The 26055-nt window shown below is 56.1% G+C and carries 22 protein-coding genes; 16 read left to right on the top strand and 6 right to left on the bottom strand.

Features of this window, described 5'->3' with window-relative positions:
* The first annotated feature begins 167 nt into the window (after positions 1-167).
* Positions 168-1448 (top strand): glutamate-1-semialdehyde 2,1-aminomutase, encoded by a 1281-nt coding sequence (hemL, locus tag ABR39_RS07445; protein WP_047346400.1) that lies wholly within the window; start codon positions 168-170, stop codon positions 1446-1448.
* A 93-nt stretch (positions 1449-1541) separates the two neighbouring features.
* Here the strand turns inward: hemL and fhuB are convergent, their stop codons facing one another.
* From fhuB to hrpB, 6 genes are all read right to left on the bottom strand, one after another.
* Positions 1542-3524, bottom strand: a complete 1983-nt coding sequence (fhuB, locus tag ABR39_RS07440) for a Fe(3+)-hydroxamate ABC transporter permease FhuB (protein WP_047346399.1) — start codon at positions 3522-3524, stop codon at positions 1542-1544.
* Positions 3521-4411, bottom strand: coding sequence for a Fe(3+)-hydroxamate ABC transporter substrate-binding protein FhuD (gene fhuD, locus ABR39_RS07435; protein ID WP_047346398.1), 891 nt, complete (start codon positions 4409-4411; stop codon positions 3521-3523). The genes fhuB and fhuD overlap by 4 nt, the downstream gene beginning before the upstream one ends.
* A complete protein-coding gene (fhuC, locus tag ABR39_RS07430) occupies positions 4411-5208 on the bottom strand; it encodes a Fe3+-hydroxamate ABC transporter ATP-binding protein FhuC (RefSeq protein ID WP_047346397.1) in 798 nt (265 codons plus the stop codon). The genes fhuD and fhuC overlap by 1 nt, the downstream gene beginning before the upstream one ends.
* A gap of 50 nt (positions 5209-5258) precedes the next feature.
* The gene (fhuA, locus tag ABR39_RS07425) at positions 5259-7469 is read right to left on the bottom strand and encodes a ferrichrome porin FhuA (protein WP_047346396.1); all 2211 of its coding nucleotides are present in this window, start codon (positions 7467-7469) and stop codon (positions 5259-5261) included.
* 235 nt (positions 7470-7704) lie between these two features.
* The gene (mrcB, locus tag ABR39_RS07420; protein WP_047346395.1) at positions 7705-10230 is read right to left on the bottom strand and encodes a bifunctional glycosyl transferase/transpeptidase; all 2526 of its coding nucleotides are present in this window, start codon (positions 10228-10230) and stop codon (positions 7705-7707) included.
* Positions 10231-10382: 152 nt separating this feature from the next.
* On the bottom strand, positions 10383-12812 hold the full coding sequence (gene hrpB, locus ABR39_RS07415) for an ATP-dependent helicase HrpB (RefSeq protein ID WP_047346394.1): 2430 nt from the start codon (positions 12810-12812) through the stop codon (positions 10383-10385).
* A 73-nt stretch (positions 12813-12885) separates the two neighbouring features.
* Here hrpB and thpR point away from each other — a divergent pair, with 73 nt between their 5' ends.
* The 15 genes from thpR (at position 12886) to ABR39_RS07340 (ending at position 26052) form a co-directional block, all read left to right on the top strand.
* Positions 12886-13440, top strand: a complete 555-nt coding sequence (thpR, locus tag ABR39_RS07410; protein WP_047346393.1) for an RNA 2',3'-cyclic phosphodiesterase — start codon at positions 12886-12888, stop codon at positions 13438-13440.
* Positions 13430-14134 carry a DNA/RNA nuclease SfsA gene (gene sfsA / locus ABR39_RS07405; protein ID WP_047346392.1) on the top strand — a complete coding sequence of 235 codons (705 nt, stop codon included), beginning with the start codon at positions 13430-13432 and terminating at the stop codon, positions 14132-14134. The genes thpR and sfsA overlap by 11 nt, the downstream gene beginning before the upstream one ends.
* 176 nt (positions 14135-14310) lie before the next feature.
* Positions 14311-14766 carry an RNA polymerase-binding protein DksA gene (gene dksA, locus ABR39_RS07400; protein WP_003829221.1) on the top strand — a complete coding sequence of 152 codons (456 nt, stop codon included), beginning with the start codon at positions 14311-14313 and terminating at the stop codon, positions 14764-14766.
* 59 nt (positions 14767-14825) lie between these two features.
* Complete coding sequence (gluQRS, locus tag ABR39_RS07395) at positions 14826-15716, top strand: tRNA glutamyl-Q(34) synthetase GluQRS (RefSeq protein WP_047346391.1); 891 nt, start codon at positions 14826-14828, stop codon at positions 15714-15716.
* Between the two features lie 42 nt (positions 15717-15758).
* The gene (gene pcnB / locus ABR39_RS07390; RefSeq protein WP_082132634.1) at positions 15759-17156 is read left to right on the top strand and encodes a polynucleotide adenylyltransferase PcnB; all 1398 of its coding nucleotides are present in this window, start codon (positions 15759-15761) and stop codon (positions 17154-17156) included.
* Complete coding sequence (gene folK, locus ABR39_RS07385) at positions 17153-17632, top strand: 2-amino-4-hydroxy-6-hydroxymethyldihydropteridine diphosphokinase (RefSeq protein ID WP_047346389.1); 480 nt, start codon at positions 17153-17155, stop codon at positions 17630-17632. Before pcnB ends, folK begins: the two co-directional genes overlap by 4 nt.
* Before the next feature lie 123 nt (positions 17633-17755).
* The gene (gene panB / locus ABR39_RS07380; protein WP_047346388.1) at positions 17756-18547 is read left to right on the top strand and encodes a 3-methyl-2-oxobutanoate hydroxymethyltransferase; all 792 of its coding nucleotides are present in this window, start codon (positions 17756-17758) and stop codon (positions 18545-18547) included.
* Between the two features lie 11 nt (positions 18548-18558).
* Positions 18559-19410, top strand: coding sequence for a pantoate--beta-alanine ligase (gene panC / locus ABR39_RS07375; RefSeq protein ID WP_047346387.1), 852 nt, complete (start codon positions 18559-18561; stop codon positions 19408-19410).
* Positions 19411-19441: 31 nt separating this feature from the next.
* Positions 19442-19822, top strand: a complete 381-nt coding sequence (gene panD / locus ABR39_RS07370; protein WP_047346386.1) for an aspartate 1-decarboxylase — start codon at positions 19442-19444, stop codon at positions 19820-19822.
* 397 nt (positions 19823-20219) lie between these two features.
* The gene (locus ABR39_RS07365; protein ID WP_047346385.1) at positions 20220-20807 is read left to right on the top strand and encodes a fimbrial protein; all 588 of its coding nucleotides are present in this window, start codon (positions 20220-20222) and stop codon (positions 20805-20807) included.
* Between the two features lie 62 nt (positions 20808-20869).
* Positions 20870-21607 (top strand): fimbrial chaperone, encoded by a 738-nt coding sequence (locus tag ABR39_RS07360; RefSeq protein WP_047346384.1) that lies wholly within the window; start codon positions 20870-20872, stop codon positions 21605-21607.
* Between the two features lie 65 nt (positions 21608-21672).
* Positions 21673-24243 (top strand): outer membrane usher protein, encoded by a 2571-nt coding sequence (locus ABR39_RS07355; RefSeq protein WP_047346383.1) that lies wholly within the window; start codon positions 21673-21675, stop codon positions 24241-24243.
* Between the two features lie 13 nt (positions 24244-24256).
* Positions 24257-24835, top strand: coding sequence for a fimbrial protein (locus ABR39_RS07350; protein WP_047346382.1), 579 nt, complete (start codon positions 24257-24259; stop codon positions 24833-24835).
* A gap of 24 nt (positions 24836-24859) precedes the next feature.
* Positions 24860-25417, top strand: a complete 558-nt coding sequence (locus tag ABR39_RS07345; RefSeq protein ID WP_082132633.1) for a fimbrial protein — start codon at positions 24860-24862, stop codon at positions 25415-25417.
* On the top strand, positions 25417-26052 hold the full coding sequence (locus ABR39_RS07340) for a fimbrial-like protein (RefSeq protein ID WP_346417657.1): 636 nt from the start codon (positions 25417-25419) through the stop codon (positions 26050-26052). The genes ABR39_RS07345 and ABR39_RS07340 overlap by 1 nt, the downstream gene beginning before the upstream one ends.
* Positions 26053-26055 lie beyond the last annotated feature (3 nt).

Here is a 26055-nt window from a genome sequence, read left to right as displayed (position 1 = left end):
TAATCGTCATACAAAAAGCCGTGAGGATTTTACCAGAGACTGTGGCCCCGTCCCGTGAAAAATCCTTAACAATTGTTTATGCATTAATGGGGCAAAAATTTCATAACCTTCCGCGAATCACTTAGAATAGTGTGCTTAATCATTTTATACGAACCAGGAACGACGCCATGAGCAAGTCTGAAAACCTCTACAGTGCAGCCCGCGAGCTTATTCCGGGTGGCGTGAACTCACCTGTGCGCGCCTTTACCGGCGTGGGCGGCACGCCGCTGTTTATCGAACGTGCTGACGGCGCGTATCTGTATGATGTCGATGGCAAAGCCTATATCGATTATGTCGGCTCCTGGGGCCCGATGGTGCTGGGCCACAACCACCCGGCCATCCGTAACGCGGTGATTGAAGCCGCCCAGCGCGGCCTGAGCTTCGGCGCGCCGACGGAAATGGAAGTGAAAATGGCGGAGCTGGTTACCGAACTGGTGCCGACCATGGACATGGTGCGTATGGTGAACTCCGGTACCGAAGCCACCATGAGCGCTATCCGCCTGGCGCGTGGCTTCACCGGCCGCGACAAAATCGTCAAGTTTGAAGGCTGCTACCACGGTCACGCGGACTGCCTGCTGGTGAAAGCGGGCTCCGGCGCGCTGACGCTCGGCCAGCCAAACTCCCCTGGCGTACCGACAGATTTCGCCAAGCACACCCTGACCTGTACCTACAACGATCTGGCTACCGTTCGCGCGGCGTTCGAGCAGTATCCGCAGGAGATTGCCTGCATCATCGTTGAGCCTGTTGCGGGTAACATGAACTGCATTCCACCGCAGCCTGATTTCCTGCCGGGCCTGCGTGCCCTGTGCGACGAATTCGGCGCCCTGCTGATCATCGACGAAGTGATGACCGGTTTCCGCGTGGCATTGGCGGGTGCCCAGTCTTATTATGGCGTTGAGCCGGACCTGACCTGCCTCGGCAAAATCATCGGTGGCGGCATGCCGGTCGGGGCATTCGGTGGCCGTAAGGACGTGATGGAAGCCCTGGCGCCAACCGGACCGGTTTACCAGGCGGGCACGCTATCCGGTAACCCAATCGCGATGGCGGCGGGCTTCGCCTGCCTGACCGAAGTGGCTCAGCCGGGCATTCATGAAACCCTGACCGACCTGACGACGCAGCTGTCAAACGGACTGCTTGAAGCGGCAGAGGAAGCCGGTATTCCGCTGGTCGTTAACCACGTGGGCGGGATGTTCGGGATTTTCTTCACCGATGCGAAAACCGTGACCTGCTATCAGGACGTGGTGAAGTGCGACGTTGAACGCTTCAAGCGCTTCTTCCACCTGATGCTGGAAGAAGGCGTTTACCTGGCGCCGTCAGCGTTCGAAGCGGGCTTCATGTCCGTGGCGCACAGCGAAGAAGATATCAATAACACCATCGACGCGGCGCGTAAAGTGTTTGCGAAGCTGTAAGATGTGCGGCTTAATGCCCTCACCCCAACCCTCTCCCATGGGGAGAGGGAGCAAACCCTAAAACGGCAATCTAAGGATTGCCATTTACTTTTATTACCGACTCTGCTTTCTCAACAGATAAATAAAATACGGCGCGCCAATGAAGGTCGACAGCAGACCCGCCGGGATCTGATACGGGAACAGCACCATTCTTCCACACCAGTCCGCAAAAACCAGCATGACCCCGCCCGTGAGGGCAGACATCACAATATGCGGCATCGTCCGGCGGAACCCCATCATTCTGGCTATGTGCGGCGCCATTAACCCGACAAAGCTCAGCGGTCCGATAGTCATGGTTGCCACAGCCGTCAGGCACGCCGCCAGCAGCAGCAGAGCCACGCGCGCTGGCGTCAGCGCCATACCCACCGCCCGCGCCGTTTCACCACCGAGCGGCAGGATAGTCAGCCAGCGACGGCACAGCGGCACAATCGCCAGCAGCACGATCATCACGATCCCGGACCAGACAACCTGACTGCCGGTGGCACCGTACGTTGAGCCAGAAATCCAGGTCAGGATCTTCGCCATGCGCGGATCGCCGCTCGCCTGCAGCATCATCAGGAGCATCGTAAATGCGGTGCTGAGCGCCATCCCGGCCAGCAGCATCCGGTGCGGGGAAAATCCGCCGCGACCGGCAGCCATCACGATAATCATCAGCGTGGCTGCCGCACCGATACTCCCGGCAGGCATCAGCCAGCCAAACGCATTGCCCGGCACGAAGAACAGCATCAGCACCACGCCAAAGGCGGCACCAGAGCTGATCCCGAGCACTTCCGGGCTCGCCATCGGGTTGCCGGTCAGACGTTGAATAATGCACCCCGCCACCGCCAGCATCACGCCGGCGATCAGCGCGGCGAAGATACGCGGCCAGCGCCACTGCAGCAGTTCGTTGAGTAAATCGCCCGTCGCCCAGTGCCAGCCCGCCGCATCGCGCCCAAACGCGAGTGCGGTTAACGAGGCGATAACCAGCACCGCCAGGCCGGCAAGGCTAAACCACAGCACCGACTGACGTTCAGCGTAGACTTTATCGCCCGCATCCATCGCCGGCGCGCTCATGCTGCGCAGGCGCGGCAGCAGCCAGAGCAGCAGCGGCGCACCGATAAGCGCCGTGACCGACCCGGTGGACACCTCCCTCCAGACCCGCGCCAGCCAGAGAATGAGCTGATCGGAAAGCCAGAGGATCAGCGCCCCAATCAGCGAGGCCAGCAGCAGACGCGCCAGCAAACGACGCGCCCCGAGCATTTTCGCCAGCAGCGGCGCGAACAGCCCGATAAACCCGATTATACCGACCGCATTCACCAGCAGGGCGCTCAGTACAATTGCCAGCGTTAGCGCCGCCAGCCGAGCCAGCGAAAGCGCCAGCCCCAGGTTTCGCGCCACGCCGTCATCCAGCCCCATGAGCGTCAGGGGGCGCAGGAGCAGCAGCGTCAGCACGACGCCGCCGGCCAGCTGTGGCCACAGATGCGCCACCACGCTCCAGTCTGTCTGGGTGAGCGTGCCGGTACTCCACAGGAACATGCTTTGCAGCCGATCGTGGTGGAACAGCACCAGCAGCTGGTTAATCGCCCCGCAGTACAGGCTCACCACCAGCCCGGCCAGAATAAGCGTCACCGGGGAAAGACGTTTGCCCCAGGCCACGCCAAAGACCAGCGCCCCCACCACGCACGCCCCCGCGAGAGCGGCAAACTGCGAGGCCAACGCCCCCGGCAGCGACCACAGCGTGATGACCGTGATCCCAAGCTGCGCGCCGGTCGCAACGCCGAGCGTGGTCGGTTCCGCCAGCGGATTGCGTAAAACCTGCTGGAACAGCACGCCCACCAGCCCTAAACCGGCACCGACTAGAAGGGAGATCGCCAGGCGCGGCAGCAGGCTGTAGTGAAACAGCATCTGCTGAATATTATCGATATCCGGCGCGGCCAGGGCAGCGCCCCACTGTCCACGCGGTAGCGCCGTCGAGAGGTTGAACCAGGTTAATATCAGCGCGGAAAGGAACAGTATGGACAACAGCAGCGCCGGGAAGCGGGCGATACGCATACTCATGCTTTTCCTCCCAGCGCGCTATCCAGCAGGCGAGCAAAATGCATGGCCGACAGCGTCGCGCCGTAGAACCAGACCGCCGGGGCGCGCTGGAAGCGTTGCTCGCGCACAAACGGCATCGCCTGCCAGAGCGGCGTCGCCATCAGCGCCTGCATGTCACGCTCGTTCCCGTGGTCGAAACAGATCACATCTGCATCGCGAAACGCCGCCAGACGATCGATACCCACGGCGGTACTTCCCCAGAACGTCATCTCCCCTTCCCAGGCATTACGAATGCCAAAACTGTCGAGCACTTCCTGGAACAGGCAATTTTTACCAAAGACCAGCATATGGCGGGCATCCAGCAGCGTCACCATCAGCAGAGGGCGATCGCCCCGGTGAGCAAAACGCGGCTTTAGCGCGTCAATCAGGGCATCAAATTCATCGAGATGCCGTTTGGCCTCCGCCTCGCGGTTGAGGAAATGCGCCATCTCATTGATCGAGTTTTTCGCCACGGTCAGCGGTTTTTTACCGTCACTGAACGAGAATCCGCGTCCTGGCGCAATACGCGCCATCACCTCTTCTGACGGACCGTAGCCCGCGGACCAGAACAGGAACGACGGCTTCATCTGGGTGAGCAGCTCGAGGTTTGGCTCCGTACGCAGACCGACGTCGATCACCGAGTCCGGCAGCTTCGGCTCGTTCACCCAGAGGTTATAGTTAGGAATGTCCGCCACGCCGGAGGGCGTAACGCCGAGCGCCATCATCAGTTCAACCGGAAGCCACTCCAGGGCCACAATACGGTGCGGATCCACGGCACCAGCCCGCGCCGTTGTCATTTTCAACAGCAGCGGTGAGAGCGCCATGGCCGTCAGCAGGCGACGGCGGCTGATAAGCATGTTGTCCAGCATCAGTATACGAAGCTCACCGGCGCAGCCCCGGCAGGGTGAGGCAGAATACCCATCGGAATACCGTAAATGTGTTCCAGCGTTTCACTGCGCATCAGCTCAGACGGCGTGCCCTGAGCAATCATCTCGCCCCCGCGCAGCGCGACGAGGTAGTCACAGTAGCGCGCCGCCATGTTGATATCATGCAGGACCGCAATTACCGTCAGCCCCCGCTGCTGGCTTAAGCGATGCACCAGCGCCAGCACGTCGACCTGGTGGGCAATATCCAGCGCAGAGGTGGGTTCGTCGAGCAGCAGGCAGCGGCTGTCCTGTGCCACCAGCATCGCAATCCACGCGCGCTGGCGTTCACCGCCGGACAGGCTATCCACCAGCCGGTGCGCCAGCGGTTTTAGCCCCACCAGCGCAATTGCCTCTTCCACTTTTTCTCTGTCGGCGACGCCGAAGCGACCCAGCGCCCCGTGCCACGGATAACGCCCAATGGCCACCAGCTCGCGTACCGTCATCCCTTCCGCCTGCGGCAGCTGCTGCGGCAGATAGGCGACTTTGCGAGCAAAAGCTTTACTGCTCCAGCTCTCCAGAGGCTGGTCATCCAGCAAAATATCGCCTTCTGAAGGCGGCTGGTGGCGTCCCAGCATTTTGAGCAGCGTGGATTTACCGGAGCCGTTGTGGCCAATCAGCCCCGTCACTTTACCTGCCGGGAACGTCAGAGAGAGCGGATGCAGCAGCGTGCGCCCGGGTACGCGAAAGGAGAGGTGGTTGAGCGTAAAGGTGGTGTCGGGTTGCGTTTGATTATCCTGCATATCAGCCAACTTAAATAAAAAGGGCACGGCGAACCGTGCCCAAAGAGCGGTTAGAAGCGGAAGGTCGCGGTGGCAACAACCTGACGTCCGGCTCCCCAGTAGCATGCGTATTCGCTGTAGCAGCTGGAGACATATTCACGGTCGAAGATGTTATTCACGTTGACGCCGACTGACGAACCCGGCAGCCCAAAGCGAGCCAGGTCGTATTTCACGGTGGCATCCGCCAGGGCATAGCCCGCGACGTTGAACGACTGGTAGGCTTTTGGCGACGAGGCAGAGTAGTAGGAAACGGTGTTACCGATGTAACGGGTTCCCGCCCCTACCGTCAGACCGCTCAGCGCCGTCTCGTGGAAGGTGTAATCGGCCCACAGAGACGCCATGTTACGCGGCACTTCCGCCGGACGACGACCTTCATACCAGGTATCGTGCGTGTACTCCGCATCAGTAAAGCTATAGGAAGCCGTCACGTTTACGTTGGCAGAAACTGCGGCTTTTGCTTCCAGTTCGAATCCGCGGGAACGAATTTCGCCACCCTGCACGCTAAAGCCGCTGGTCGGGTTCGCCGGATCGGCCGTCAGGTTGTTGTTTTTGGTCAGCTGGTATACCGCTGCAGTCACAACCACTGGCAGATCTTTCGGTACGTATTTCACGCCCGCTTCATACTGCTTGCCGCGAGCCGGATCGAACGGTTTGCCGCCCTGAGTGGTACCCGAAATCGGTTCGAACGATTCGCTATAGCTAAAGTAAGGCGTTATGCCGTTGTCGAACAGGTAGTTAATCCCGCCGCGCCAGGTGAATGCCCGATCGTTGATTTCAGCCGTCGTGTCAGAGGAGCGCGTCAGCGTGGACGTTTTAGCGAAATCATAGCGTCCGCCAAGGGTCAGTACCCACTTATCCCACTCAGCCTGATCCTGCGCGTACAGGCCCGTTTGCTCCTGACGATTGAGCACGGCATACGGGAAGTTCACGTTGATATTGGCATTGTTGTGCTGCGGATTCGTCATGCTGATAGGGTCAGCGCTGCCGTAATCGGCATCAATATCGTTACGCATGCGCAGGTAATCGACGCCCGTTAACAGGGTATGATCTACTGCACCGGTCGCAAATTTAGACTGCAGCTGAGTATCGACCGTGAACGAGTTCAGGTCCTCATCAGAGCGCACGTACGCGCGGCTGATCTGAGCCGGTGCAATATAGCCGTTACCGTAGACGGAACGGTAAAGCGTGTTGATTTTGGAGTAGCGCAGGTTTTGACGCACGGTAAAGGTGTCGTCAAACTGATGCGAGAAGCTGTAGCCCACCATCTTCTGACGACGGGAGATCTTGTTGTCTTCATCACCTTCGTTGAAATCGGTCGGCAGCTTGTGCGCTTTGCCGTTGGCGTCATAGTAAGGCACAACGGTACCTTCCCGCGGCAGCCAGCCGTAATAGCCTGCATCCGGATCGCTCTGGAAATTGCTCAGGAAGGTGAAATCCGTCTTATCGTCAGGGCGCCAGCTGAAAGCAGGCGCAATGGCGTAGCGGGATGACTTAACCATTTCCTGCTGCGCATTTTCGCTGCGCCCCAGACCGGTCAGGCGGTATGACCACACGCCGTCATCATCAATCGCATCGCTGAAATCAAACCCGGTCTGCCACAGGTTATCGGTACCCATTTTGAACTGGATTTCTTTCAGTGGCTCGGTGGTTGGACGCTTGCTGACCATACTGACTACGCCGCCCGGGTGGCTTTTACCGTACAGAACGGACGTTGGGCCGCGCAGCAGTTCGACGCGCTCAAGGAAATACGGATCCATGGACGCTTCAGAATAGTTATCACCCTGCAGCTTCATCCCGTCCAGGTACTGGTTAGTATTCACGGTACTGGAGGTGGTGAAACCACGAATAGAAACAACATCATACGTTGTTGAAGCACCGCGAGTCGCAAAAACGCTCGGCGTATAGGCCAGCGCTTGCTTCACCGTCCCCGGCTGCTTCATGTCCATCTCTTCACGCGTGACGACGGAAATAGACTGCGGGGTTTTCTCAATCGGGGTATCGGTTTTGGTCGCCGTTGCGGTGCGTTTTGCCGCAATCGTGGGTGCTGGCCCCCACGGGCTCTCCTGCGCAGCAGGCGCGGCAGTAACGGTAATGGTTTCTTCTTTGTTCGGGGTTTCGGCAGCATGTGCATAAGTCGACATGCCGGCAACCGCTGTGGCTACGACGACCGCGATTTTACGCAGCGACGTGTTAATTGGCTGAGCAGTATTGGAAAGCGCCATGTTGAATCTCTGATGTGAAAGTGAATGATAACGTAAACGAGAATTATTATTATGAGCGCCAGAATAATATGCGAAACGCTGGTTGCATAGCAAGCAGTATGCGGCCCTACGAGAATTAAGGGTTTAAGAAATAGACAAGAGAAAACGAAGGGTTAATCAGAGTTAAAGCGAGGGTTAACAAAATGGGTTTTACGGGTGAAAAAAGCCCCCTTCCTGGGAAGAGGGCTTTAAAAAGTTAGTTACCGCCGAACATGTCTTTAATCCAGCCCGCGACACCGTCGCTGTCTTTCTTCTCATTCTGCTGCTGCGGCTGTTGCTGCTGCGGCTGCTGTGGCTGAGAAGACTGGTCGAACGGGTTACCCGTTGGCTGTTCTGGCTGACTTTGCTGGCACAGCGAGTCCGGGTTTGTGGTCCAGACAGGCAGGGTACGCATCCCGCCGCCGCAGACAAAGTTACCTGAACTGTCCACGCCCATATCAACGATGTCTTCCGGCGCAACCAGATTCAGCGGCACAGGGGACTGATTCGCCAGATAGCGCTGGTAAATCGACATCGCCCCGCTCGCACCGTACAGCTTGGTCGGCTGGTTGTTGTCGCGGCCTACCCAGGTGATCACCACTTCACGGCCATCGATACCGGCGAACCAGGTATCGACGTTGTTGTTGGTGGTCCCGGTTTTACCCGCCAGATGCAGACCCGGATACTTCGCCCCCAGCTGACGGCCGGTACCGCGCTGCACAACCTGCTGCATCGTCCACAGCGTCATATAGGCTGCCTGAGCAGGAACGGCACGTTCTGCCTGCGGGAAGCTCTGATACAGCACGGAGCCATCTTCGGCAATCACCGAACGCAGAGCAGACAGCGGCGCGCGGTTACCCCCGCTGGCAATGGTCTGGAACGCCTGCGCCACTTCGATCGGCGTCAGGTTAAGCGCCCCGAGGATCATCGCAGGCACCGGATGCAGCTGATCTTTCGACACGCCGAGTTTCTGCCAGGTATCGACAATGGCCGGCAGGCCCAGCGACATCCCCAGGTTAACCGTTGGCACGTTCATTGAGCGCGTTAAAGCATCCACCAGCATGACCTGGCCGCTGAACTGTTTATCATCGTTCTGCGGTGACCAGACCTGGCCGTTAGGCTGACGCAGGGAGATCGGCGCATCCGCAATCCAGGTATTCAGGCGATACTGATTTGGCTGGCTCAGTGCAGTGAGATAGGTCGCAGGTTTTGCCAAAGAGCCGATCGAGCGACGCGCCTGCATGGCACGGTTGTAGCCCGCAAACTGCGGCTCGGCACCGCCCACCATCGCGCGAACTTCGCCGGAGTTACGGTCAACCACCACCATCGCGGTTTCCAGATCGCTCAGCTTACGCTGTTTCTTCAGCGCCGGAATGCCTTCCACAGCCGCTTTCTCTGCCGCATCCTGCGCGACGGAGTCAAAGGTGGTGAAGATCTTCACGCCGGAGAGATCTTTGACCTTATCACCGAGCTTGCTTTGCAGCTCCTGACGCACCAGCTGCATAAACGCCGGCTGAGGAGAAATCACGCCACCGCGCGGCTGAACGCCGAGTGGACGCGCGCTCAGCATGTCGTACAGCTCCTGGTCAATCACCTGCTGTTGTTGCAGCAGGCGCAGCACCAGGTTACGACGCTCGAGCGCCAGTTTCGGGTTACGCCACGGGTTATAAATGGACGCCCCTTTCACCATACCCACCAGCAGTGCCTGCTGGTCGAGGCTCAGCTCTTCCACCGGACGGCCAAAGTAGTACAGGCTCGCCAGCGGGAAGCCGCGGATTTCGTTATCGCCGCTCTGACCGAGGTACACCTCGTTCATATACAGCTCAAGGATACGATCCTTGCTGTAACGCGCATCCATCAGCACGGCCATGTACGCTTCGTTAGCTTTACGCCAGTAAGAGCGTTCGCTGGAGAGGAACAGGTTCTTCACCAGCTGCTGGGTAAGGGTACTCGCCCCCTGCACGGTACGGCCCGCAGTGAGGTTAGCCAGTACCGCACGACCAATCGAGTAGAGGCTGATGCCATCGTGCTCGTAGAAGTGACGGTCTTCGGTTGCCAGCAGGGTGTCCACCAGCAGATCCGGGAAACCGTTACGCGCAACGAACAGGCGCTGTTCGCCGTTTGCCGAGGAGAGCATGGTGATCAGACGGGGATCGAGACGGAAGAAACCGAACTGACGGTTGTTATCCATGTTCTCAATAATATCCAGACGATCGCCGTCAAAGGTCAGACGCGCGCGCACCTGCCCCTCTTTGCTGTCCGGGAAATCAAACGGACGGCGGATCATCTCAATGCTATTTGCCTGCACGGTAAATTCGCCAGGGCGCGTCATTTTAGACACCTGACGATACTGGGTGGCTTCCAGCAGCTTCACCATCTCGTTCTTACTGATGGACATATCTGGCTCAAGGTTCACCATACGGCCATACACTGCCGCAGGTAGCTGCCAGACTTTACCGTCGATACGGCTGCGGATCTTCTGATCCAGATACACGCCGTAAATCGCCATCAGCACAACAAAAATAATAAACAGCTTCAGCAGCAGCCAGAACCAGCCGCGCTTGCCCCGAGGCTTACGCCCTTTGCCTTTCCCTTTACGCGGCATCGGTTCTTCATCCTCATAATCGTCTTCATAGTCATCGTCATAGTCCTCATCTCTGAGGCGACGACGGCTTACCTTTTCTTTCGCCGGACGCGTTGGTTTTCCCTTACGTCCTATTGGCTCGCGGTCATTCCCCGCCATGCTTTTTCTCCGCAACTTTCAGGCGCAAAGGCCCGATTCTCTTTTCTTCCACCGATCTGTGAAAGAAGAAATCTCTCAAAATCTCTTTCTCCCTCTCCCTGTGGGAGAGGGCCGGGGTGAGGGCATCAGGCCGCACTCCCCTCTTCCCTGCATTACGAATACTTCTTCGTCCGCCGCGTCGGCGCCGTATTCGCCGGATCGTCCGGCCAGACGTGTTTGGGATAGCGCCCCTTCATCTCTTTTTGCACCTCACGGTAGCTTCCCGCCCAGAACGCTGCCAGATCGCGGGTGATCTGCAGCGGGCGATGCGCAGGCGACAGGAGCTCAAGCACCATCGGAACGCGCCCTTCGGCAATAGACGGCGTGGTTGCCTCCCCAAACATCTCCTGCATCCGTACCGCCAGCGCCGGCGGATTATCCTCGTGATAACGAACGGCAATCCGGCTTCCGGTCGGCACAGTGTAATGCTCTGGCAGTTCACTATCCAGACGTTGACGTAATGACCAGTCGAGTAAATTCTGTAACGCGACCTTAACATCAAGCGCTTTCAGCGCCCGAAGCGAGTGAACGCCGTGCATTTGCGGCAGTAACCAGCGCTCCAGAGAGCCAAGCAATGTTTCATCATCCACCGCGGGCCAGGCATACTCCGGCAGCCAGCGCGCGGCGCAATGCAGGCGAAGACGATACTGTTCCGCCTCTGGCGACCAGTTCAGCACGCCGAGCCCTTTTTCCCGGATACCGTTCAGCATGGCCTGGTGCAGCTCTTCTTCCGACGGCTTCGCCAGCGGCTTCGTCCCGAGGGTCAGTTTACCTATCTGGCGACGACGAAATGCCTTCAGCGTACCCTGCGCATCATCCCACTCGACGATATCGGACTGCTGGAGCAGCTGCGGGCACACGTGCGTCAGGGCGTCAATATCCACGGCAATCGCCTGCAAAATACGGGCATCCGGGGAGTGACTCCCCTGCAGCAAGAGCGGCGCAATCAGCCACTCGTGACGCGTCAGGGCGTCATCGCTGTCCAGCATCGCCCCCATGCCGTTTGCCAGCTGATAGCGTCCGTCCAGCCCGCGCCGACGCGCAATCCGGTCCGGAAACGCCTGCGCCAGCAGCCGTGGGATACTCTCACTGTCTGGCACGCCGCCGCGGCTGTTAAGCCGCTTACACAGCTGCTGCGCCCGCTGCTGCCAGTTCCCCTGACTGCGCGAAAAGGCCTGGGCCAGATCGCTACTGCCTCCGCGCGGCGGCTCCTCAAGGATAGCTGCCAGTTTCGCGGCCGTAGAAATTTCATCGTCTCCCTGTGCAGCCACCAGCATGGCGGCCAGGCGAGGCTCATTCCCCAGCGCGGCCATTTTTTGCCCGCGAGAGGACAACCGCTCGCCGTCAAGCGCTCCGAGCTGGGTCAGTAAAGCGCGCGCCGCGGCAAGGTTCACGCCGGGAGGAGGGTTAAGCCAGGTCAACTGAGCGGGTTCCGGGCAGCCCCACTGCAGCAGTTCCATCACCAGGCCGGACAAATCGCTTTGTAAAATCTCCGGTGTGCTTTGCTGCGCCGCGCGTTCAGCCTGCTCCGCGCTGGTTAAATGGAGACAAATACCCGGCTCAAGACGTCCCGCACGGCCCGCGCGCTGCACCATCGACGCCTGGCTAATGCGTTGCGTCAGGAGTTTCGTCAACCCGGTACGCGGGTCAAAGCTTGCCACCCTCTCCTGCGCGCTATCCACCACCAGGCGAATACCTTCAATGGTCAAACTGGTTTCAGCAATATTGGTTGCCAGCACCACCTTGCGCTGTCCCGCAGGCGCGGGCAGGATCGCTTTACGCTGCTCGGCCAGCGACAGCGCACCGTAGAGCGGGCAAAGCAGCACGTCGCGGCCTACGCGAGAGGCCAGCTGCTCCTGCACGCGCTGAATCTCGCCCACGCCGGGTAAAAACAGCAGCAGCGAACCGGATTCCTGACGCAGCAGCTCTGCGGTTGCAATAGCCACGGCCTCATCAAAACGCTGATGAGCCGGCAGCGGCTGATAACGCCGCTCGACCGGGAACGCCCGCCCCTCCGAGCTAATTACCGGTGCGTGCGGTAACGCCTGCTGCAGCCGCTCGTTGTCCAGCGTAGCCGACATGATGAGCAGCCGAAGATCGTCGCGCAGCCCCTGCTGCACGTCCAGCAAGAGCGCCAGGGCCAGATCCGCCTGCAGGCTGCGCTCGTGAAACTCATCCAGGATCACCAGCCCGACGCCGGTCAGCTCCGGATCGTTTTGCAGCATGCGGGTGAGGATCCCCTCGGTCACCACCTCAAGCCGCGTGGAAGGTCCCACGCAGGTTTCCGCGCGCATGCGGTACCCCACCGTCTCTCCCGTTTTTTCGTCCAGCAGTTCCGCCAGGCGCTGCGCCACGTTGCGCGCGGCAAGCCTGCGCGGCTCCAGCAGGATTATTTTTCCGCCGATATTCCCGTCTTTCAGAATCTGTAGCGGCAGCCAGGTGGATTTACCGGCTCCCGTAGGGGCGTTTAGCAAAACCTGCGGGGCATGGCGTAAGGCAGCGAGAAGCTCGGGAAGGACAACGGCGACCGGCAATGAGGACACTAACAGCTCCAGAGGGTTAACATTAGTCGGCGTACATTGTAGCATCGGCGCATATCATTACCGAGTCCCCCGTATGCCTGAGTCGAAACGGCTGTTTTTTGCCATTGAATTGCCCACCACAATACAGCGTCAAATTGTTCGCTGGCGTGCTGAACACTTCCCGCCGGAAGCAGGCCGCCCCGTTGCGGCCGCTAACCTGCACCTGACGCTGGCCTTTTTGGGCGACGTCAGCGCCGACAAACAGCGGGCACTAGCCGCTATGGCGGGGCGGATTTCCCAGCCGGAATTTACGCTGCACCTCGACGACGCGGGTCAGTGGCTGCGTTCGCGCGTGCTCTGGCTGGGGACCCGCCAGCCGCCGCGCGGGCTATTGCAGCTGGCAAATATGCTGCGCGCACAGGCGGCACGCAGCGGCTGCTATCAGAGCCCGCAGCCGTTTCATCCGCATATCACGCTGCTGCGCGATGCCGGTCAGGCCGTTGCTATTCCGCCACCGGGTTTTCACTGGGCTTTTCCGGTCAATAAATTTGCGCTTTACGAATCCGTCTTTGCACAGGGACGCACCCGCTATACGCCGCTCCAGCGCTGGACGCTGGGCAACACCGAAAGGAATTCTGATGAAGTTTGATCCTCCCCTGCAGCACGCCACGCTGATCCAACGCTACAAACGCTTCCTTGCCGACGTGATCACGCCCGAAGGCGTTCAGCTCACCCTGCACTGTCCCAACACGGGTGCCATGACGGGGTGTGCAACGCCGGGTGACAGGGTCTGGTATTCCACTTCAGAAAATACTAAACGCAAATATGCGCATACCTGGGAAATGACAGAAACGCAAAACGGGGCATTTATTTGCGTTAACACCCTGCGCGCGAATCAATTAGTTAAGGAAGCCCTGACCTTTGGTACCCTTCCCGAACTGGTGGGTTATGGCACGCATAAAAGCGAAGTGAAGTATGGCGATGAAGGCAGCAGAATTGACTTCATGTTACAGGCGGAAGACAGGCCTGAGTGCTATATTGAAGTAAAATCAGTGACGTTAGCGGAACAGGAAAATGGCTACTTCCCGGATGCGGTAACGCTACGTGGCCAGAAGCATCTGCGAGAGCTAATGAGTGTTGCGGCGGCGGGCAAACGCGCCGTATTGCTGTTTGCGGTATTGCATTCAGCCATTGAACGTTTCTCCCCTGCCCGCCATATTGATCCTAAATACGCGCAATTGTTGAATGAGGCACAAAAGCAGGGGGTAGAGGTTTTAGCTTATAAAGCGGAACTTTCTGCCGATAATATGACTCTGAGATCCTCTCTTCCCATTGTCTTATAAGGGATTAGACGATTGATGATTAAGTGTTCTGGCCGCGTGCGCAAATACGCTTTTCCTCACAGGCTTGTCAAGTGTTACGTTTAGATAATTGCCATCCGGAAAAGCATCTGCTATTTATAGCGACCTGATTTTTCCCCCAACACGGGGATCGATAGTGCGTGTTAAGGAGAAGCAACATGCAAGAAGGGCAAAACCGTAAAACATCGTCCCTGAGTATTCTCGCCATCGCTGGGGTGGAGCCGTATCAAGAGAAGCCGGGCGAAGAGTATATGAACGAAGCCCAGCTGTCGCACTTCAGGCGTATTCTTGAAGCATGGCGTAATCAACTCAGGGATGAAGTCGATCGCACCGTTACTCATATGCAGGATGAAGCTGCTAACTTCCCGGACCCGGTAGACCGTGCCGCTCAGGAAGAAGAGTTCAGCCTCGAACTGCGTAACCGTGACCGCGAACGCAAACTGATCAAAAAAATCGAGAAAACGCTGAAAAAAGTCGAAGACGAAGATTTTGGCTACTGCGAATCCTGCGGTGTTGAAATTGGTATTCGTCGCCTGGAAGCGCGTCCAACCGCCGATCTGTGCATCGACTGTAAAACGCTGGCCGAAATCCGCGAAAAACAGATGGCCGGTTAACGCCAGCGCTGTTTACACACTCCAAAGGCGGGAGTCTCTCCCGCCTTGTTACTGTTGATATGTCTGAATCACACTATATTGGGCGCTTCGCGCCATCTCCTTCCGGTGAATTACACTTCGGCTCATTAATTGCCGCGCTAGGCAGCTACCTGCAGGCTCGCGCCAGCCAGGGCAAATGGCTCGTTCGCATTGAAGATATAGACCCTCCGCGTGAAGTTCCCGGTGCAGCAGAATCCATTCTGCGTCAGCTGGAACATTATGGTCTTCACTGGGATGACGAGGTTCTCTGGCAGTCAAAACGTCACGACGCTTATCGGGAACGCCTGGCCTGGCTTAGCGCTCAGGGGCTTTCCTATAACTGCACCTGCACCCGCGCGCGTATCCAGAGCGTGGGAGGGGTCTATGACGGTCACTGCCGCACGCTGAATCTTCCCCCGGAAAATGCCGCCGTACGTATCAAGCAGCGCACCCCGGTGACGCGCTTTAACGATTTACTCTCCGGTGAAATCCTTGCCGATGAGCGTCTTGCACGCGAGGATTTTATTATTCACCGCCGTGACGGCCTGTTTGCCTATAACCTGGCGGTGGTGGTGGACGATCATTTTCAGGGCGTGACGGAAATCGTGCGCGGCGCGGACCTAGTCGAGCCTACCGTGCGACAAATCTCGCTTTATCACCAGTTTGGCTGGACGGCACCGGATTACATTCATCTGCCGCTGGCGGTCAACGAGCAGGGCTGTAAGCTGTCGAAGCAAAATCACGCCCCTGCCCTGCCAGAGGGCGATCCGCGCCCTGTTTTGATCGACGCGCTGCGATTTCTCAACCAGAATGTAACCAACGAATGGCAGGATCTGCGTATTGACGAACTGCTGAAAATGGCAACGGCTCACTGGACGCTCACAGCGGTGCCAAAAATCCAGCATTCTCAAATGCGTTGCGCTGAGCTATGATTAGCCGCTTTTTTCATAACAAAACACACTACGAGGTGTACCATTTTTACCCGAGTCGCTAATTTTTGCCGTAAAGTGCTAAGCCGCGAAGAGAGCATGGCGAACGATGCTATTGCACAGCCACACATGTCGGTTATTCCGCGTGAGCAGCACACGATTTCCCGCAAAGATATCAGTGAAAATGCCCTCAAGGTGCTCTATCGTCTGAATAAAGCGGGCTACGAGGCCTATCTCGTGGGCGGTGGAGTGCGTGATTTACTGCTGGGCAAAAAACCGAAAGATTTCGACGTGACGACCAGCGCCACGCCTGAGCAGGTGCGCAAATTATTCCGCAACTGCCGTCTTGTTGGCCGCCGTTTCCGCCTGGCTCACGTGATGTTTGGACCGGAAATTATCGAAGTGGCGACCTTCCGCGGCCACCACGAAGCGGGCGCATCCGATCGCACCACGTCACAGCGCGGCCAGAACGGTATGCTGCTGCGCGATAATATCTTCGGCTCTATTGAAGAAGATGCCCAGCGTCGCGACTTCACCATCAACAGCCTTTATTACAGCGTGGCGGATTTCACCGTACGCGATTACGTCGGCGGCATGCAGGACCTGAAAGAGGGTCTGATTCGCCTGATTGGCACGCCGGAAACGCGCTACCGTGAAGATCCCGTGCGTATGCTGCGCGCCGTGCGTTTCGCCGCCAAGCTGAATATGCGCATCAGCCCGGAAACGGCAGAGCCGATTCCGCGTCTGGCGACGCTTATCAACGACGTGCCGCCTGCCCGCCTGTTTGAAGAGGCGCTGAAGCTGCTGCAGGCCGGCCACGGCTTTGACACCTATAATCTGCTGCGTGAATACAACCTGTTCCAGCCGCTGTTCCCGACCATTACCCGCTACTTCACCGAAAGCGGTGACAGCCCAATGGAGCGGATGATTGCGCAGGTGCTGAAAAATACCGATACCCGTATTCGCAACGACATGCGCGTGAACCCGGCGTTCCTGTTTGCGGCAATGTTCTGGTATCCGCTGCTGGAAACGGCCCAGCGAATTACCCAGGAGAGCGGGCTCGCCTATTATGATGCCTTCGCGCTGGCCGCAAACGACGTGCTGGACGAAGGATGCCGTACGCTGGCGATCCCGAAACGAATTACCACGCTGGTGCGCGATATCTGGCAGCTTCAGCTGCGCATGTCCCGTCGCCAGGGCAAGCGCGCCTGGAAGCTGATGGAACATCCGAAGTTCCGCGCTGCGTTCGACCTGTTGTCGCTGCGTGCTGAAATTGAAAGGAACCAGGAGCTGCAGCGTCTGACGCAGTGGTGGGCCGAATTCCAGGTTTCCGCACCGCCAGAGCAGAAAGATATGCTTACCGGGCTGGATGAAGAGCCTGAACCGCGTCGCCGCCATCGTCGTCCGCGCAAACGCGCGCCGCGTCGTGAAGGTACCGCATGACCCTCGCGTATATCGCCATCGGCAGCAATTTAGCCTCTCCGCTGGAGCAGGTGAATGCTGCCGTTCAGGCACTGGGTGAGATCCCTCAGAGCCGGGTCGTCGCGGTCTCCTCTTTTTACCGCACGCCGCCGCTGGGTCCGCAGGATCAGCCTGATTATCTCAATGCCGCCGTGGTGCTGGAAACCGCTCTGGATGCCGAAACGCTGCTGGACCATACCCAGCGCATCGAACTGCAGCAGGGCCGCGTACGCAAAGCCGAACGCTGGGGACCGCGCACGCTGGACCTCGACATTATGCTGTTCGGACACGAGACCATTACCACTGAACGGCTCACCGTTCCGCATTACGACATGAAAAATCGCGGGTTTATGCTCTGGCCGCTGTTTGAAGTCGCCCCCGACCTCACCTTCCCGGACGGCATTCCGCTCAGGGACATTCTGGACAAACTCCACGCGGAAAAACCCGCTCGCTGGTAAGCCAGTTCCCCTGTCCATTAGCCATAAAATAATTGTGGCTAATCGACTATCTAAAATCATTGTTCCCTCGAATGTTACTGTTAGAATGCGCAAAGATTCGCTTTTGGGCTATCAGGAAACAGTATGAAACCAACCACCATCTCCTTACTGCAGAAATGCAAACAGGAAAAAAAACGCTTCGCCACCATCACCGCGTATGACTATAGCTTCGCCAAACTCTTTGCCGAAGAGGGTATTAACGTCATGCTGGTCGGGGATTCGTTAGGGATGACGGTACAAGGACATGATTCCACCCTCCCGGTCACGGTTGAGGATATCGCTTACCATACCCGCGCCGTGCGCCGCGGCGCGCCTGCCTGCCTGCTGCTTTCCGATCTGCCGTTTATGGCCTACGCCACGCCAGAGCAGGCCTTCGACAATGCGGCAGCCGTCATGCGCGCCGGGGCCAATATGGTCAAAATCGAAGGCGGAGCCTGGCTGGTGGAGACGGTGAAAATGCTCACCGAGCGCGCCGTGCCGGTGTGCGGCCATTTGGGCCTGACGCCGCAGTCCGTCAACATCTTTGGCGGGTATAAGGTGCAGGGCCGCGGTGACGCAGCCCAGACGCTGTTTGATGATGCCCTGGCGCTGGAAGCCGCAGGCGCGCAGCTGCTGGTGCTGGAGTGCGTTCCGGTTGAACTGGCGAAACGCATCACCGACGCGCTGTCGATTCCGGTGATTGGCATTGGTGCTGGCAACGTGACCGACGGCCAGATTCTGGTGATGCACGACGCCTTTGGCATCACCGGCGGGCATATCCCGAAGTTTGCCAAAAATTTCCTCGCTGAAGCGGGCGACATGCGCGCCGCGGTCAGGCAGTATATTGCCGACGTTGAATCCGGTGTTTACCCGGGTGAAGAACACAGTTTCCATTAAGGAGTCTCGTTGTGCTTATCATTGAAACCCTGCCGCTGCTTCGCCAGCATATCCGTCGCGCGCGTCAGGAAGGCAAACGTATTGCACTCGTCCCGACCATGGGCAACCTGCATGACGGCCATATGAAGCTGGTCGACGAAGCGAAAGCCCGTGCGGATATCGTGGTGGTCAGTATCTTCGTTAACCCTATGCAGTTTGACCGCGCTGACGACCTGGCGCGCTATCCGCGCACCCTGCAGGAAGATTGCGAGAAGCTGAAAAAACGCCATGCGGACATCGTCTTTTCTCCGGCACCGGCGGACGTGTATCCTCAGGGTACGGAAGAGGCAACCTACGTTGACGTACCGGGCATCTCCACCATGCTCGAAGGCGCCAGCCGCCCGGGCCACTTCCGTGGCGTATCAACCATCGTCAGCAAGCTGTTCAACCTGGTACAGCCGGACGTCGCGTGCTTTGGTGAGAAAGATTTCCAGCAGCTGGCGCTGATCCGCAAGATGGTGGCGGATATGGGTTACGATATTGAGATCGTCGGCGTACCGATTGTACGCGCAAAAGACGGTCTGGCGCTCAGCTCCCGTAATGGCTATCTGACCGCGGACCAACGTAAAATCGCCCCGGGCTTAAGCAAGGTCATGAATACGATGGCGGAGCAGCTTCTTGCCAAAGAGCTGACCGCCGAAGAGATCGTCGCCCTCGCCGAACAGGCGCTGAATGATAAAGGCCTTCGCGCTGACGACGTACAAATTCGTGATGCTGATACGCTGCTGGAATTGACTGAATCCAGCAAACGCGCAGTGATCCTGGTAGCGGCATGGCTTGGCCAGGCTCGTCTGATTGATAATAAAGTGGTTGAGCTGGCGTAGTTCTCGCCTCTGATAATTAAAGGTAAACGTAATGATTCGCAAAATGCTGCAAGGTAAGCTTCACCGTGTGAAAGTCACTCAGGCCGACCTGCACTATGAAGGCTCCTGCGCCATCGATCAGGATTTCCTTGATGCTGCGGGCATCCTTGAAAACGAAGCGATTGATATCTGGAACGTCAACAACGGCAAACGTTTCTCAACCTACGCCATTGCTGCCGAGCGCGGGTCTAAAATCATCTCCGTTAACGGCGCGGCTGCTCACTGCGCGGACGTGGGCGACATTGTGATTATCGCCAGCTTCGTGATGATGTCTGATGACGAAGCGCGCCGCTGGCAGCCTAAAGTTGCCTACTTTGAAGGCGACAACGATATGAAACGTACCGCGAAGGCTATTCCGGTGCAGGTTGCCTGATTCCGGCGAGGAGCGGGCCCTGCAGGGTCCGCTTCTTTCAAGAATAAATACTCCTCTCTTGCCAGTGTAAATAAAACAATCCCGCATTTCTTTATCCTTTTCTCCTCTCTCACTGACTTTCTCTTTTTGAAACAATCATTTTCCTGAATGATACATTTCAGAGAATGATCTTCGTCGTTTATAATTCAATCGCACCAAACATATTTTGGCACGACAATTAACTTCATCACCGCGCTCTTTTAAGTTCTTTTTAAGATCATTTTCAATGAGTTATCCAATATTCACTTTTCCTAACAAAGTGTTTTAGCAATTTTAAATACCCATTCCATACATAGATCCCTATCATCATTTTGCTTGAATTAAATCGGTAAAATGTATTTTAAATGGAATTTTAATTATGTTTAAAAAAACGTTGTTAGCTTCAGCTGTAACATTATTTGCAATGGGGTATTTTTCTGCAGTCGCTGATACCGATCTAGGGTTAATCACCTTTGATGGTGCAGTCACTGACACAACATGTAATATCTCCACCTCTAACGGTGAAGCGCAAAATAATATTACCATCACCTTACCGGTAGTTAAAAAATCTGAGGTTGAATCAACAACCGTTGATACCGGCGTCGGCTCTAAGAATTTTGAATTACTGCTGACTAATTGTCCTGCCGCATTGAACACGGCTTCAGCAAGCTTTATGTCAAAAAATATGGGCGCTATCGCAAACGGTACCATTGAACCAGACGCAGGCGTAGCAGGCTCAGCGACAAACGTCGCGCTTGCTCTGTTCAACAATGCCCCAACCGTTACCTCCCGCATTATGGTAGGCCAGCCTGACAACAATACTCAGAAAGCCGACCTGAATGCCGGTTCCGGTAAACTGTTCTATCGTGTTGCTTATGTTCCAGGTTCTAACTGGGTGAAAGACACCAGCCCTGTACAGTCAGGTAAAGTCAGCGCCAACGCTTACTTCACCATGAGCTACGAATAAGTTTTATCCGTCCAGTCAATGTGCCCTGTTGGGCACATTTTTCGTATTATATGAGATTATACATGCATTTACTCAATATAAAGAGCGGATTAAAAACCCTGCTGCTGGCCTCAGTGAGCATTTTTTCTTTTAACGCCAGTGCAGATATTGTGATATCTGGTACCCGCGTCATTTATCCTGAATCAGCAAAAGACGTAACGGTGTCGATGGATAACCGTGGCACCCGTCCGTTACTGGTTCAAACCTGGCTCGACGACGGAAGAGATACTACCAATCCTCAAGAGCTGAAACTGCCTTTTATTGTTACGCCGCCCGTTTCCCGCGTTGAACCGCAAAAAGGGCAAACCGTCAGAATCACCTGGCTTGGTCAGGCTTTGCCAAAAGATAAAGAATCCCTGTTCTGGTTCAACGTGCTGGAAGTACCGCCTAAGGCTAAAGATAGCGATAATCAAAGCATGCTTCAGCTTGCTTTCCGCACGCGCATTAAACTGTTTTTCCGGCCAACCGGCTTGAAAGGAGAACCGACCGACGCGGCCAAAAATCTTAAATGGTCTCAAACCCGACAAGACCAAAAAGTCGTTTTAAGTGCGAAAAACGACTCTCCTTATTATGTTTCACTGGCAAGCGCGACGCTTATTTCTGGCGGTAAAAGCTACGATATTGAAACGCATTATATTGAACCGTTCTCAAGCCAGACAATGAACGTGAAAAATTATACCGCATCTGGAAACAGCAAAATAACATGGCAAGCCATCAATGATTTCGGTGGAATTGATAAATATGAGTTTATACAGAACTGATTCCATATCAGCTCACAATCATTCGTAAGAATTATAATTGGACTTACTCTGGGACAGAGTTGATCATGCACTTTAGACGTTCGCTACTATGTTTATCAATAAGTGCGGTATTGCCGTTATGTGCATTTGCTGCTGAAAACAATAACGAAGAAGACGTACAGTTTAACGATCAGTTCCTTTATAACACGGGGACAACAATTGACGTTAGCCGCTTTTCACAAGGCAATCCCGTAATTCCCGGAACGTATAAGGTGAAGGTGATTATTAACGGAAAAACTTCCGTTACGACGGATCTTCTCTTTAAAGATAATGGCACACCGCGCGCCACCCCCTGTATAACTCGTAAACTGCTCACCCAGACAAATGTAACAACCGAGCAGCTTAAGGACGAGTCCGACACCACGTGTGTCTCTTTGTCGAGCGCTTATCCAGGCTCACGTGTGACTTACGATCCTTCAACACAGGAGTTGGACCTCTCCATTCCTCAGGCTTTCGTCATTCAGCGTCCGGCGGGATATGTTGATCCTTCACTGTGGGAAGACGGGATCCCGGCGGCAATGCTCTCCTGGGATCTTAACGGCTGGCATGCAGACACGCCTGACACCAGCACTGATACAGCCTATGCGGGTCTACGCTATGGGGCAAACCTGGGGCCGTGGCGGCTCCGGGCACGAGGCAACCTGAACTGGGATCGGGATGACGGTACCCACTACGCCAGTCAGGACATTTATCTTCAGCGTGATATCGCGCCGCTGAAAGCACAGTTTATCGCCGGAGATTCCTACACCCGTGGTGACGCCTTCGATTCCATTAGCCTGCGCGGAGCGCGTTTATATAACGATGACCGCATGCTTCCCAACGGCATCTCCACCTATGCACCGGTAATCAGGGGGGTCGCCAACAGCAACGCCAAAGTCACGATCGCCCAAAGTGGAAACACGATTTACGAGACGTCCGTACCGCCGGGTCCTTTTGAAATCACGGATCTCAGTACAACAGGTTACGGGAGCGATCTCATCGTGACCGTAGAAGAAACGGACGGTAGCAAACGTTCCTTCTCTGTCGCGTATTCCTCAGTCGCACAAATGCTCCGCCCTGGCTACTCCCGATGGGATGTCGGCGTGGGTGAACTGCGTGACGACAGCCTGCGCGACAAACCAAAAGTGGGATATGCCACGGGCTATTATGGTTTAACCAATACCTTCACGGGGTATGCGGGCCTGGAATACACCGACAGCGATTTTTACGCCGCATTGTTAGGTATCGCCATGAATACCCAAATTGGCGCATTCGCCTTTGACGTCACGCATTCTGATGCCAGGATCGACGGCTTACGGCACCTCACCGGGGAAAGTTATCGCATCTCCTACAGCAAACTAATGGAAGAGACGAATACCTCTTTCAACGTCGCAGCCTATCGTTTTTCAACGTCTGACTATCTCAGCCTGAGCGACGCGGCCTCGTTAACCAATGAGATCAAATACCGCGACAGGGAGCGTAACCCTAATCGCAATAACAGCGATGTGTATCAGACCTTCCAGCGCATGAAAAACCAGATCCAGGTGAATATCAGCCAACCGCTGAATATTGCCGACCTCGATTTGGGATCGCTATATGCCAACTCAACCTGGCAGGACTACTGGAATGAAAGTGGTTCATCAGCACAGTACTCCATTGGCCACAGTCACTCTTTAAGTTGGGGAAGCTATAGCCTCTCCGTGCAGCGCACCTACGATGAATTCGGTGAAAAAGATGACAGTGTCTATCTGAACCTCACGATTCCATTCGACACGCTGATGGGCAACGGTAAGCGTGCAGGCGGGTTCTCATCGCTCAACATGGGCATCGGCAGCGATCTCAAAGGGGGCGGAAGTTTCAATGCCAGTGCCAACGGCAACACCGAAGATAACCGCTTCAGTTACAGCATTACGGAGAGCACCACGCGTAACGACGACACGTTAAACCAGCTAAGTGGTTACGGCAGTTATAACGGCCCGCACGGACCGCTGAGCCTTTCCGTCTCTGCATCGGATGACGATACGCGACAATATTCTGCCAGCTACAGCGGCGGGATGATTCTGCACGCGGGTGGCGTGACTCTCGCGCCCGGCAGCATCAGCGAAAGCGATACGCTCGCGTTGATTAAGGCAGAGGGGGCTGAAGGCGCCCGCGTCTCTATCGGTAACGGTGAAATCGGCTCCTCAGGCTATGCCTTGATGCCCTATCTGTCAGCCTACCGTGAAAACAGCGTCGGTCTGGATATCAGTGATATGCGCTCTGATGTTGAAGTGAAAAATACCCGTTCCACCACGGTGCCCCGCAGCGGTGCCGTTGTGCTGGTCAACTTTGAGACCGATCAAGGGCGTTCGGTGTTAATGGAACTCGCACGTGACGATAACGGGTTTATTCCGCTGGGTGCAGATGTTCAAACCGAAAAAGGCGTATCCGTGGGTAGCGTCGGCCAGGCTGGGCAAGCCTGGATCCGCGGAATTGAAGATAAAGGAATGCTAAACATCATCTGGGGAAGTGGGCCAGGCACATCCTGTACCGTCTCCTACCAGATCACACCTGATGCGAAAAAGATTGGGCCGACAACACTGCTGACAGGTCAGACCTGCCACATCACAGCATTATAAAGGGAGTTAAAACATGCTTTTTGAAGCTGGGAAAAAAACAGGATTACGTATTTTGAGTTCAGGGCTGATGGCGCTGTCCCTGGGCACATACGCTGATAACCTCGATATTACCTTCACCGCTAATATTCGTGACACGACCTGCGATATGAAAATTGAAGGCGGCACCGGCGATGGTGCCAGCAATGTTATTCCCATCGGCACTAACGGTAAGGTACGCCTGGATTACATCATTTTGAAAAATGCGAAAGCGACGACCAGTTTTAAGCTCAAAATGGTCTCTTGCCCCTCCAGCCTCGCGGCGCTGAAAACGACCATTAGCGGCAACGCCAGTCCTGTGGTGACGGCCATTGAGAACTCACTCTCTGGTGAGGGCAGCGCGGAGCATATTGGCGTCGCGATTTCCCGCACCGCCACTCCGGACGCCCCATTCACCATCAACTCCACAACCGATAGTCAGCGCCTCACCTGGTCGAGCGGAGAGATAAGTTCAGGGGAAGTCTCACTCCTGGCGACGCTGGTGGAAACCGCGAGCGGGCAAGGCACGACCGGCAACTTTAGCGGTATCGCTACGTTTAATTTCACCTATGAATAACCGGCAGTAATACGGAGCGTTGATATGAAAATGAAAATGACATTACTGGTGCTTGCGATAACTGCCACCCTGCCTTCCGTTGCGTTAAGCGCCATTACGGGTACGACGAGCGTTCAGGCAACCTTTACCTCCACCATTGAGGCAGGAACCTGTAACGCGGAGATTCAGAATGCCAGCGGAGCCCCCATTAGCATTTTGCCGTTTGGCGACGTATTTAAGTCCGACCTGGTGAGCCAGAGCCGACAAGAAGCCTTCAAAATCGCTTTCACCAACTGTGCCGGGGTAAAAAATGCCGCCATTCAGGCCGCGCCGGGTGCAGGCGGGTCATGTACCGGCAATGCCAAAAATGGGACGTCGTATGCCGCCGGACATGATGTCGGTTTTGAGATCTGGAAAGGTTCTGTCGAGTCAGGCTCCCTTATGAGCTGCGGCACTGCCCCCATTTCTAACCTCAACCTGTCTAACGGGTCGGGTGATTTTGAAATGGATGCGCGCATCGTTATCGCGAAAGATAAAACGATTTCTGACGTGACCACGGGTTCGGTCAGTGCGCCAGTGACGTTTACCGTAACCTATCAATAATGTTTATTCAGACAGGTAGCTTATACAGGATGTTCCAGTCCCGCTTACTCGTAAAAAATGCAATGTCATGGCTCGCCCTCTGTCTGGGATTTCCCACAGCAGGTTTGGCTTCAAACCTGGAAATGGATATGACGGCAAACATCATCAACAATACGTGCCAGGTTAGTATCCCTGAAAGTGGAAACGTGACGCTGCCAACGGTCGGAAAGCCGTGGTTTTATACGGCGGACGGCAGCGATCGTCTTAAGCCAGCCGATCCTGCCGGAGGAACGCGCTTTGCGGTGCAGGTCGTCAACTGTAGCGGGGATCAGTCCGGGTTCGGGCAAGCGCTGCACTTCTCCTTTAAGCCGCAGACCGCCCAAACCGATGGGATCTCAAAACAGATATTCAACAATGAAACGCCTGCCCTCGCGGGCGGCGCGGAGAACGTGGGTATTGTTATTTTTTCAGAATCCAATAACCAAAACGTACTCGACAGCAATGGTCAGTCTGATGTGGTAATGGGCATCGCCACGCCTTCAGATCAGCAGAGCTATTTGAAAGACTATTCGTTTTACGCACGCTATCAAAATTACGGCCCGGTCAGTGCAGGAAAAGTCACGGCGCGCGTAGTGGTCAGCGTGACATATAACTAACAG

Origin of the sequence: Enterobacter genomosp. O (genome assembly GCF_001022965.1) — a bacterium.
Taxonomy (GTDB): domain Bacteria; phylum Pseudomonadota; class Gammaproteobacteria; order Enterobacterales; family Enterobacteriaceae; genus Enterobacter; species Enterobacter cloacae_L.
This window is presented reverse-complemented; position numbering and strand designations above follow the sequence as displayed.